This window comes from Flavobacterium sp. (genome assembly GCF_044341265.1).
In the GTDB taxonomy this organism is placed as follows: domain Bacteria; phylum Bacteroidota; class Bacteroidia; order Flavobacteriales; family Flavobacteriaceae; genus Flavobacterium.
This window is the reverse complement of the sequence record NZ_JBIISA010000070.1, coordinates 1-3,083: the sequence shown is the minus strand read 5'-3', so window position 1 is coordinate 3,083 and position 3,083 is coordinate 1. Positions and strand designations below refer to the sequence as shown.

Sequence of the window (3,083 nt, the reverse complement as noted above, 5' to 3'; positions counted from 1 at the left end):
ATTTTGAACTTTAGCTAAAAAACAAACCTCTATTAAATCGCTTTAAAAGAGGTTGTTTTTTTATAATTTACGATTTTATTTTTAAAAAATGGTGGTTGTGCAACGGTTACCGCTGTTAGCAGTAGTGCTTCATTTCTTTTTAGGTGTTTGTAGTAAAATTGTTTTATCTCTTTCTTTTGGATTAAGTTCTAAATTTTTAAAAATATTTTCAACTTTTCCATGTCCTAAATTTCTAACAAGTTTCAAATATTCAATAGCTTTTTCATATTCATTAGTTTCTGTTAATAATTGAACACCATAATCAAACATACTTTCTTTTGTTGTTGGATTATATGTTACATTTCCATTTTCAATGTTCACAATATAATAATCTTCTGCTACTTTTTTACTTTTATATGATTGTATGTTATTAATATGATAAACAAAAATTGTATTGTTATCATTCCAATATATTTTGTCAAATGCTTGAAAGTTATAATTACCAATAAAAATGGATTTTATTTCGTCGTTGGTTTTATCAATTATATTTAAAAACAATTTTTTCTCATAATTTTCAGATAAAAAACCTTTGAGTTGTGCATATTTATTTTTGTCTGGACTTATTTTCTTTTCTTTATAAAAGTCATCAAATGTTATTTTGTCTTTCAAAACTTTGTTATAAATTTCTTCAAATATTTTTAAGTTTTGATTATCATCTTTTAAACACTTCAAGATTCCTTTGTGAAATAAATTTAATAGTAAAGTTTTATGTTCGAGTAAACTTTTACTATTTAGATTTTCCAAATCATAAAATATATAACTATCATAACCAAGTCCAAAAATATCGACTTTTTCGTCTAAATCTTTTTGACTTGTAATTTTTACAGTTATTTGCCAAATATTTTCTCCAACTACAACTTTTTTGGGTAAATAAAAATTGTAAAGTGTATCAATTAAGCTGCAAATACTTTGATTAAATTTCTCTTTTTCGTTTAAGATTTTTTTGTAATCAGTATTTTGAATTTCAAATCTTAATTGTTGTAAATATTTACCCATGCTTCTTTATTTTTCAAAATCTGATAAGTTCTTTTTTATTGAAATATGTCTATTTGTTGAGTTTTCAGAGCATTACTGCTAACGTTTCGCGGCTTCAAGAAGTGGCGATGAACCAAGACCAAGCCTTTACAAATATAGAAAAAACTTTTAATTAATTACCTTTCCAGTTTCTGATAAATCCCGAGCCTCGCCATTTCTTGAAACCGCTGTTACCAGCCGTTTTTTATTTTAAGTTTAATTTTTCTATTTTATTTCCGATTGTAAACGCTTTCATTTCACTTTCTAAATTGCTAAATTCTTCTTTCAAAACTCTCTTAATAATTTGTCCATTTTTCAATAAAAATATTTCATCGCAAGTATCGTTTAGTGTCGAAAAAATGTGAGAAGAAATTATAATTGATTTTCCCATTTCTTTCAATTTATGAATTATTTCGGTAATTATTATATTACTGTGAATATCAACACCATTAAATGGCTCGTCTAAAATGAATAATTTATTTTCTTGCAATAATATTGCTGTAAATGCGAGTTTTTTTCTCATTCCCGTTGAGTATTTTACTGCATATTCATTCAATGGTAAATCAAAAATATTTTTTTCTTTTAAATCGGTATTGGTTACATTTCTAGCATTGCATAATAATTGAATATACTCATTACCTGTTATTTTTGAAAAAAAGTAAGGTTCTGTTTGTAAATAGCCCAGAAAATCTTTAGGTTTTCCATATTCACAAATGATTGCTCCGTTATGTTTTTCTAATCCAGCAATACATTTGAACAATGTAGTTTTTCCTGCTCCATTTTCGCCAACAATACCATAAACTTTTCCTTTTTCAAAGTTTAAGTTAATATTTTCCAAAACTACTTTAGAACCGTATGATTTTGACAAGTTTTCAATCCTAATCATTGTAATATCTCTTTTAATTTTTTCGTTGATTGAATGTATAAATAAGGAATAATTAGCAATAATAATGGCGGAAGCCACAATGTTAATGCAAATACAATTCCAAATCTAATATTTAATTTTTCAGGAAATACTGAATATTTCGCTAACATAGTTGTAAAAATAAATAAATATCCTAAAAATTGAAAACCTAATATAATATCTATTTTTGTGTAGAAAAATAGAGATAAGCTTACAATTATTGGTAGGCACAAAATAGTTGAATATTGGATGATGTTTTTTAACTTATATCTTAAAAATTCTTTTGGAGTCAAAGAAAATACCCAAACATAATAGTCATCTTCAGAATTTGCATAATAATTAAGACAAGAAAGTAAAGTCAGAATTAATGAAAAAATCCCCAAATTAAAATTATCAACACTAATCGACATAAATGTCAAAAAATAAGCAAAGAAATAGATTAAATAATTTGACCTAAAACCTACTGTAAACTCAAACGGATACTTATAAAAAGGAGTTGGTAATGTAAAACTTGATTTGCTTTTTAAATCTATTAGCGAAAAAAGACAAACCGAAATAAAAAGTAAAATCGAACTCAAATACTTTTCTTGAAATAACAAAAAGGTTATAAATACTATTGAAACAATTAGGTTTTCAACTATTCTTATTTTAAAATACTCCGTTTTAGAATAACAAAGCTTTAAAAAATCGTTTCTGTTTATTTCATTCAATTTTATTACTAAACTTAAAGCCAATAAAATATAGATATATTCAGCAAATTGAGTTTTTTCAAATAATTTCATCGAAATACCAATAAATGCAAATAGACCAACAACATACCCAATTACTGGTTCAATTCCCCATTCGGTTAATTGCCTGTTTAGCATTTTGTATTGTAAAATAAAATATTCTTTCATTATTTCGGTGCGCTAAAATGGCTGGTAACGTTTCGCGGCTTCAAGAAGTGGCGATGAACCAAGACCAAGCCTTTACAAATATAGAAAAAACTTTTAATTAAAGACCTTTCCAATTTCTGATAAATCCCGTGCCTCGCCATTTCTTGAAACCGCTGTGCATGTTGCACAACTCAAATATACAAAACCTTGTAAATAAATTTGATTTTTTTTAAATTTACTCATGCAAGGAA

At 25.9% G+C, this 3,083-nt stretch carries 3 protein-coding genes; all 3 read right to left on the bottom strand.

What is annotated here, in order from left to right; translation table 11 throughout:
- Window positions 1-129: 129 nt before the first annotated feature.
- Complete coding sequence (locus tag ACIQ06_RS16085) at window positions 130-1,035, bottom strand: hypothetical protein (protein WP_396147948.1); 906 nt, start codon at window positions 1,033-1,035, stop codon at window positions 130-132.
- Between the two features lie 223 nt (window positions 1,036-1,258).
- Window positions 1,259-1,939: an ATP-binding cassette domain-containing protein gene (locus ACIQ06_RS16080; protein WP_396147947.1), complete on the bottom strand. Its 681-nt coding sequence runs from the start codon at window positions 1,937-1,939 to the stop codon at window positions 1,259-1,261.
- The gene (locus tag ACIQ06_RS16075) at window positions 1,936-2,853 is read right to left on the bottom strand and encodes an ABC transporter permease (RefSeq protein WP_396147946.1); all 918 of its coding nucleotides are present in this window, start codon (window positions 2,851-2,853) and stop codon (window positions 1,936-1,938) included. Before ACIQ06_RS16075 ends, ACIQ06_RS16080 begins: the two co-directional genes overlap by 4 nt.
- Window positions 2,854-3,083 lie beyond the last annotated feature (230 nt).

Excerpts from the sequence above, each read along its gene's own strand:
- ACIQ06_RS16085 (WP_396147948.1), bottom strand. The coding sequence starts at position 1,035 with ATGGGTAAATATTTACAACAATTAAGATTTGAAATTCAAAATACTGAT.
- ACIQ06_RS16075 (WP_396147946.1), bottom strand. The coding sequence starts at position 2,853 with ATGAAAGAATATTTTATTTTACAATACAAAATGCTAAACAGGCAATTA.
- ACIQ06_RS16080 (WP_396147947.1), bottom strand. The coding sequence starts at position 1,939 with ATGATTAGGATTGAAAACTTGTCAAAATCATACGGTTCTAAAGTAGTT.